Below are 7,398 nucleotides of genomic sequence, written 5' to 3'. Positions count from 1 at the left end.
GCAGGACCGACCCGTCCTGGATGTTCGCTCCCCGCCGGACGACGATAGGCCCGAAGTCGGCCCGCAGCACCGCCCCGTACCAGACGGACGCCTCGTCCTCCACCCGCACGTCCCCGACCAGGGTGGCGGTCGGCGCGATCCACGCCCCGGCGCTCACCGTCGGCTCATGACCTTCAAACGCGAACAATGGCATCCGCTAAGGCTAACGTCCCCAGAACTCCCGAATCGTAGCGGAGCTGGCCGCCGACGATCGTGGCGAGCACCGCTAGGCCGGCGATGCGGTCCGGGCCGACGGCGGTCGGGTCTTCGGACAGGACCACGAAGTCGGCGAACTTGCCCGGTTCGATCGTGCCCTTGACGTGCTCGGCCTTGCTCGCGTAGGCGGAGCCGAACGTGTAGGCGCGCAGCGCCTGTTCGACGGTGACCGCCTCGGCGGCGTTGAACGGCGCGCCGGAGGCGGTGCGGCGGTTGACCATGTCGTGGATGCCGAGCAGCGGGGCGCCGGCCGCGACCGGGCGGTCCGAGCTTCCCGGCAGCACCATCCCCGCGTCGAGCAGGGACCGCTGGCGGTAGAGCCAGGACTGCCGCCGCGGGCCGACGGCCGCCATCATCGCGTCGCCGAGCTCGGTGCAGAACCGGCCCTGCGGGACAGCCAGCAGGGACCGTTCGGATGCTGTAACCACCTGATCGGGACGGGCAGCGGCGAAGTGCTCGATCCGGTGGCGCGGGTCTTTTCTCGGGTACGCCGCGGCGGCAGTCCCGAACGCGTCCAGGGCCAGGTCGATGGCACGGTCGCCGATCGCGTGCGCGGCCACCCGCCAGCCGGCTCGGTGCGCGGCGACGATCGTCGCGGCCAGGTCCGCGGCGCCGGCCTGGAAGTACCCGGCGTTGGCTGGCTGGCCCTCGTACGGGTCGGACATCGCCGCGGTCCGGCCGACCAGCGAGCCGTCGGTGAAGATCTTCATCGGGCCAAGGCGCAGCCAGTCGTCGCCGAACCCCGTGCGGATCCCCAGGTCCAGGCCCAGCTCGATGCCGTCGGACGGGTGCGCGCCGATCCCGTGCAGCACCTCGCTCGCCACCATCAGCTCGACCCGGACGTGCAGTCGGCCGGCGTCGCGGGCGGCCTGGTAGGCGGCGAGCTCGGCCGGGCTGTGCCCGACCCAGCCACCGCCGATGCCTGCCTCGGTGACGCTGGTGAGGCCTTCGCGCAGGTATTGCTCGCCGGCCCGCGCGATCGCGTCGGCCAGCGTGCGCACCGGGTAGGGATGCGTGAGCGCGGCGACCAGCTCCTGGGCGCGCTCTTCGAGCAGGCCGGTGGGGCGGCCCGCTTCGTCGGTCGCCACCCGCCCGCCGTCGACCTGTGGGGCGGCGGTGTCGATGCCGAGGTCGGCCAGGACCAGGCTGCTGACCACGCACATGTGACCGGAGGTGTGCTTGAGCCAGACGCGACGGCCGGGAGCGACGTTGTCGAGGGCGTCCCTGTGCGGGTGGCCGCCCGTCTTCGTCTGGTCGTAGCCCGAGCCGACGACCCACTCCCCTGCTTTGGTTGTCCTGGCGTGGCTGGCCACACGGTCGTACAGCTCGCCGAGGCTGGCCACGCGCAGGTCGGCCTCGGTGCGGGAAAGCCCGAAGCCGATCATGTGGTTGTGCGCGTCGTGGAAGCCGGGCAGCAGGGTCGCGCCCTTTAGGTCGACGACGCTTCTTGCTGTTATCGCGGGGTCGCCGTCGTAGACGCCGGCGATGCGGTCCCCGCTTACCGCGACCGCGCTCGCTCTCGGCCGGCCCGGGTCGATCGTCAGCACGTTCGCGTTGACCAGCAGCAGGTCCGCTTCGTATGGCACGGCACAGGATCATATTTCCGAACGGAACGGGGCGTCTCCCCCGCGCCCGCCGGCACCTGGCACGAAGGGAGCCCTGGCCTGGGGCGGATGCCAGACCTGCACGGTGACCGCGCTGTCCCGGCGTGTCTTCGTCAGCGGACCTGGCGACTGCCCGACGACAAGGCCGTCAACCGGCATCGGGTGCTCGGTAAGCCTGACCGCGGTCACCCGAAGTCCCGCCCGGCAGACGATCTCCGGGCACACGCTGTAGAACAGTCCCCGGACGTCCGGCACCGTGACCCGCTTGGGCACGCGCGGATGCGGCGCCAGCCAGTCGCTCAGCGCCAGCAGGCCGCCGGGCAGTTCGGCCCCGGCGGCACCGCCCACGACCGCCCCGCCCCACCCAGGCTCCGAGGGGAAGCTCCCCGGCGCTGCCAGGCCCCCGCCGCTGCGCCGGATGCCGGCCGCCTGGTCGTACCCCGCCCGCCTGGCGGGGTCGCCGAGCACCCGCCACGCCGCGTCGAGGATTCCCTTGGCCCGCGTGGCCGCCGTGACCACCGTCGAGGGCGCGCCCGCGAGGAATTCCGGTCGCAGCAGCCGCGCCTTGCCGTCGTAGCCGCTCCTGATCTCCCCCGCGGTGGCACCGGGCAGCACGCCGAGAACGTCATACCAAGTGATGCCGGGTGGCACAGCACCTCCGGGAAGCAGAACCGGGCACGGCCCGGTGGGTGGTCGTTTCCATGTTCCCCCACCCGCGCGGAAAACCAATGGCTTGCCCGCGCATCCGGGCGGAAAGGACAATGCGGCCATGGACGTGGCAGTGCAGGCATGGCGGCCGGAAGACGCGGTGACGGGCCTTCTCGGCGGCCGGGACAGCCATCGGGTCGGTACCGTCGAGCAGCAGCGGTTCCCGATCGACACCGGCGTGACCGGACTCAACCTCAGCTTCTCGCGGGACACGGTCGCCGACGGGTTCTTCTCGCCGCTGCACCGGCACTGCTGGGACCAGCTCCGCTTCGTCCTCGACGGGTCGCTGAACATCGGGCAGACCGACCTGGAGCCGGGTGACTGCGGCTACTTCCCAGAAGCCGTGCCGTACGGGCCGCAGCGGCAGGCCGGCGAGGCCACCGTGCTCGTGCTGCAGTTCACCGGCGCGGGCGGGCTGTACTACCCGACCCCAGGCGAGCTCGCGGCCGCGCGCGAGAAGCTGCGGGCCGCGGGCGGGACGTTCGAGGGCGGCCGGTACAAGGGGCCCGCCCTCGACGGGAGCCCCGTCGACCAGGACGGGTACGAGGCGCTCTGGGAAGCCCACACCGGCTGCAAGCTCGTCTACGCGCAGCCGCGCTACGGCGACGTGGTGGTCATGCGGTCGCAGGTCTATGAGTGGGTGGCCGACCAGCGCCACCCGGGCATCGACGTCAAGCCGCTCGGCTGCTTCACCGAGCACCAGACGTCCGTCACGCTGGTCCGCATCGCGCCGGGAGCGCACGCCGACGGCGGGAAGCTCGCGGCGCCGCAGATCCGCTACGTGCTCAGCGGCACCGTTTCGCACGGCGGAACGCAGTACCCGCCGGGTAGCTGCCTGTGGCTCCCCGTCGGCGCGCCGACGCAGCCGCTGAGCAGCATCACCGGCGCTGAGCTTTACACGATCAGCCTGCCGCGCTACGCGCCCTAGCCGCCGCGGTGGCTAGGGCGACGCCAGGCCGCGGATGAGCGTTTCGAGGTACGCGCGGTAGGTGGCCGCCGGGTCGGGGGTGAGCACCAGGCCCTTCAGCTCGAGCGAGACGGCGCCGTGCACGGCCATCCAGATCTGCTGGGCCCCCTCGAGCGGATCGGGCGCCGAGATCACCCCGGCGGCCGATGCCAGTTCCACCAGGCGGACCACGGCGGCGAACGAGGCCCGCGCGTGCTCCTCGACTTCAGCCGAGGAGTGCTTGTCATGCAGGAGGGTGTCCTCGAACATGATCGCGTAAAAGTGCGGATTGGCGAGCGCGAACTCCCGGTACCGCAGGCCGCAGTTCAAGAGCCGGGCGAGCAGGTCCGGCTCGCGCCCGGCCTCGACCGTGGCGCGCAGCCGGTCGAATCCCCTGACCAGCAGGGCGTCGACCAGGCCGTCCTTGCCGCCGAGCCGGTTGTAGACGCTCATCGGCGCGATCCCCGCCTCGGCCGCGACGGCGCGGACGGTCAGCCCGCCCGGCCCGTCCCTGACCAGGACGGCCTCGGCCGCGGTGAGCAGCTCCCGCTCGACTTCGGCGCTCGGCGTCCGGGACCGCCGGCCGGCCGCGCTCGCTTCACTCATGCTGAACATCTTCTCCTACCCGGACCGCTCGCCGGACCCCTTGACAGATTATAGAATGTTGTTACATAATAATAGCACGAGATGCTATTCATATGGAACACCGTCCTACTCAGAGGGAGTCCCGATGGAAACCCGCAACGACCGCCGGTGGTGGATCCTGGCGGTGCTCTGCCTCAGCGTCCTGCTCGTCGTGGTGGACAACACGATCGTCAACGTCGCGCTGCCGACGATCAGCCGTGACCTGTCCGCCTCGACCGTCGCGCTGCAATGGGTGGTCGACGGCTACACGCTCGCGTTCGCCGGACTGCTGCTCGTCGGCGGCAACCTCGGCGACCGCCTCGGGCGGCGGCGCTTCCTGCAGGCCGGCCTCGTGCTGTTCGCGCTCTTCTCTGTCGCCGCGGCCCTGTCCCGCGGCAGCGGCGAGCTCATCGCGGCCCGCGCGGCGATGGGCGCGGCCGCCGCGCTGGTCTACCCGGCCACGCTCGCCATCCTCAACAACGTCTTCACGGTGCCACGCCAGCGCGCGATGGCCATCGGCGTCTGGTCCGGCGTCTCGGGCCTGGCGGTCGCGATCGGGCCGGTGTGCGGCGGCGTGCTGCTGCGGCACTTCAACTGGAGCTCGGTGTTCTACGTCAGCGTCCCTGTCGCGGTCGTCGCGCTGATCGCCGGCCGGCTGCTGCTTCCCGAGTCCCGCGACCCGAAGGCCGGCCGCTTCGACCCACTCGGCGCGCTCTTGTCGGTCGCCGGGATCACGCTGCTGACCTGGTCGATCATCGAGGGACCGCGGCACGGCTGGGGGTCGGCGACGACGATCGGCGGCGTGCTCGGCTCGGTCGCGATCCTGTCCGTGTTCACCTGGTGGCAGGCCCGCCGCCCGGACCCGATGCTCGACGTCCGGCTCTTCCGCAACCCGCGGTTCAGCGCGGCGAGCGGGGCGATCGCGCTGGCGTTCTTCGGGCTGTTCGGCTTCATCTTCCTGATCACCCAGTACTTCCAGGTCGTGCGCGGCTACGACCCGCTGCGCGCCGGGGTGGCGACGCTGCCGTTCGCGATCGTCACCGCGGCCTTCTCGCCGGTCGCGATGCTGGCGATGAAGCGGGCCGGCACCAAGATCGTCGTCGCCTGCGGCCTGGCGCTGATGAGCGCCGGCCTGCTCGTCGCGGCCACCACGGCGCAGGACGCCTCCTACTGGGGCAAGATCATCGTGGCGATGACGCTGATGGCGATGGGCCTGGCGTTCACCACGGGCCCGGCCACCGACGCGATCATGGGCGCGCTGCCGCCGGCCAAGGCCGGGGCAGGCTCGGCCGTCAACGACACCACCAGGGAAGTCGGCGGCACGCTCGGCGTCGCGATCCTCGGCTCGGTGCTGAACTCCGCCTACGGCAGCCATGTGCTCACCGCCCTGACCGGGCTGGGCGCCCCGTCCAGCGTCGCCAGCGAGGCCGGCCAGTCGGTCGTCGCCGGCCTGGAGACCGCCGCGCACTTCCCGCCCGCCGTGCAGGCCGCGGCGGCGGAATCGGTCCGGCAGGCGTTCATGACCGGCCTGCACGCGGGGTCGTTCGTCGCGGCGGGCGCCACGGCCGCCGCCGCTGTGGTCGCGCTGGCCTTCCTGCCCGCCCGCGCCAGGTCCGCGCACACCGCCGCGGGGGCGACAGGACAATCACGATCCCGAACGGACCGTGCGGTCTCCCAGCTGCCCCGGGTCACCGCTGGCTAGGGCCGGACCCGTCATGGGCGGCGCGGAAAGACTCAGGCAGCTCCGGCCGGAAGACCGCCAGGGCCAGCGCCAGCGCGCAGTAGTAGCCGACAAGCCAGGTCAGCTCGGCGAGCCTGGCCTGGCCGAGCGCCGCCAGCCCCGCGGCGTAGTCGTGATCGGACAGCGACCGGTCGCGGACCAGCGCCTGGGCCAGCCGGCAGGCGACGGTCTCGGTCCCGCTCAGCCCGCCGGGCACCCGGCCGTCCCTGATGGCGGCAACCTGCGGCGCGGTGATGCCCGCGGTGCGCGCGGCGGGCTCGTGCGCCAGCCACTCGAAGTCGCACCGCGCCCCGGCGGCCACCGCGAGGACGGCGACCTCCCGCTCGCGGGCGGTCAGGGACGTCCGGAACCGGACCGCCGCGCCGACCCGCTGCATGGCGTCACCCACCTGCGGGCTGAGCAGCATGACGGCGAACGGCCCCACGAGCCGGCCCGCCTCGTCGACGATCGGCACCGTGCCCGCCTGGCTTGCCCGCGGGCCGTCGGTGATCGCGTCGTAGACGGCCCGCTGCGCCTGGTCCATCTCCGGCGGGGACATCAGCTCCAGCCTGGGCGGCGAATTCTCGAACACGGCCTCTCCCGGAAAGTATGGTCTCCCACCTAACTTAGGACCCGGGCCGCAGGTTTATTGTCCGTTTCATGCGGATTTCTTTCTGCCGCTCGGGTCCTATCTTGCGGCGGGGCGTCCGGATGGTGAGACAGCGGCGCCGCGGGCGGGGACCGGCGTGCTCCGCGGCCGGGCAGTTTAATGGGGGGCGTGTCCGTGCCCGGTGTCAGTTTCCTGCTGCTCGACGGCGGCCCGAGGCCAGGCACGGCGGCCACCTGGTCGGCTACGCCGCGGGACTGCCGCTGCGGCCGTCGACCTCCTAGTGGAAGGACCTGACCACCCCGCTGCCCGGCGCGGACGTCACCGAACATCCCGGCCGCACGTTCGCGCTCACCGAGCTGCTGGTGCGCGCGGCCTGGCGGCGCCAGGGCATCGGCAGGTGTCGCCCGTACGCAAGGCCCCGGGCCCGGCTCGCCGGTGCTCGACGTGCTGGTGACCGCCCTGACGCACCGCGGACCGTAGCCTAGTACAAAGGCACCGAGCGAAAGGGGTGCGTGATGCCTGTCGTCGGACTTGGCCACACGGGTCTATGGGTGACGGACCTGGCGGCGATGCGCGACTTCTACGAGCGCGTGGTCGGCCTGACGGTCACCGACGAGGACGAGGAGCAGGGCATCGTCTTCTTCAGCGCCCAGCCCGAGGTCGAGCACCATGAGTTCGTCCTGCAGCGCGGCCGCACCGCGCCGCCAGGGAGCATGCTCACCCACCAGATCTCCTGGCGCGTTGATTCGGTCGAGACCCTGCAGATGTACCACCACCGGTTCAAGGCCGCGGGCGTCCCGGTCCAGCAGGAGGTCACGCACGGCAACGCGTACGGGATCTACTTCTTCGACCCCGAGGGCAACAGGGGCGAGGTCTACCTGCGGATCCCCAGGGACGTCCGGCAGCCGTTCCGCAAGTCGCTGAACCTGGA

Annotated in this window: 7 protein-coding genes; 3 read left to right on the top strand and 4 right to left on the bottom strand. The window is 72.0% G+C overall.

All coding sequences use genetic code 11. The features are described 5' to 3' along the window. Positions 1-173: 173 nt before the first annotated feature. Positions 174-1,841: an amidohydrolase gene (locus tag Q1N79_RS30175; RefSeq protein ID WP_300614530.1), complete on the bottom strand. Its 1,668-nt coding sequence runs from the start codon at positions 1,839-1,841 to the stop codon at positions 174-176. A gap of 9 nt (positions 1,842-1,850) precedes the next feature. After that, a complete protein-coding gene (locus Q1N79_RS30170; RefSeq protein WP_300614529.1) occupies positions 1,851-2,510 on the bottom strand; it encodes a DnaJ domain-containing protein in 660 nt (219 codons plus the stop codon). A gap of 118 nt (positions 2,511-2,628) precedes the next feature. On the opposite strand from Q1N79_RS30170, the gene Q1N79_RS30165 reads away from it, so the two are divergent. Then, entirely contained in the window at positions 2,629-3,495 is an 867-nt protein-coding gene (locus Q1N79_RS30165) for a hypothetical protein (protein WP_300614528.1), read from the top strand. 12 nt (positions 3,496-3,507) lie between these two features. On the opposite strand, the gene Q1N79_RS30160 is transcribed toward Q1N79_RS30165, so the two are convergent. Then, positions 3,508-4,119, bottom strand: coding sequence for a TetR/AcrR family transcriptional regulator (locus Q1N79_RS30160; RefSeq protein ID WP_300614527.1), 612 nt, complete (start codon positions 4,117-4,119; stop codon positions 3,508-3,510). Between the two features lie 124 nt (positions 4,120-4,243). On the opposite strand from Q1N79_RS30160, the gene Q1N79_RS30155 reads away from it, so the two are divergent. Continuing rightward, positions 4,244-5,839, top strand: coding sequence for a DHA2 family efflux MFS transporter permease subunit (locus Q1N79_RS30155; RefSeq protein ID WP_300614526.1), 1,596 nt, complete (start codon positions 4,244-4,246; stop codon positions 5,837-5,839). Here Q1N79_RS30155 and Q1N79_RS30150 read toward each other — a convergent pair. Further along, entirely contained in the window at positions 5,826-6,449 is a 624-nt protein-coding gene (locus Q1N79_RS30150; RefSeq protein ID WP_300614525.1) for a carboxymuconolactone decarboxylase family protein, read from the bottom strand. The genes Q1N79_RS30155 and Q1N79_RS30150 overlap by 14 nt on opposite strands. 533 nt (positions 6,450-6,982) lie before the next feature. Here Q1N79_RS30150 and Q1N79_RS30145 point away from each other — a divergent pair. Beyond that, positions 6,983-7,398: VOC family protein (locus tag Q1N79_RS30145; protein ID WP_300614524.1), on the top strand; the 416-nt coding region annotated here is incomplete at its 3' end.

Origin of the sequence: Trebonia sp. (assembly GCF_030042015.1) — a bacterium.
Lineage (GTDB): Bacteria > Actinomycetota > Actinomycetes > Streptosporangiales > Streptosporangiaceae > Trebonia.
The sequence above is the reverse complement of the archived record's forward strand: the minus strand, read 5'-3'. Positions and strand labels throughout refer to the sequence as shown.

Excerpts from the sequence above, each read along its gene's own strand:
- Q1N79_RS30165 (WP_300614528.1), top strand. The coding sequence starts at position 2,629 with ATGGACGTGGCAGTGCAGGCATGGCGGCCGGAAGACGCGGTGACGGGC.
- Q1N79_RS30160 (WP_300614527.1), bottom strand. The coding sequence starts at position 4,119 with ATGAGTGAAGCGAGCGCGGCCGGCCGGCGGTCCCGGACGCCGAGCGCC.
- Q1N79_RS30155 (WP_300614526.1), top strand. The coding sequence starts at position 4,244 with ATGGAAACCCGCAACGACCGCCGGTGGTGGATCCTGGCGGTGCTCTGC.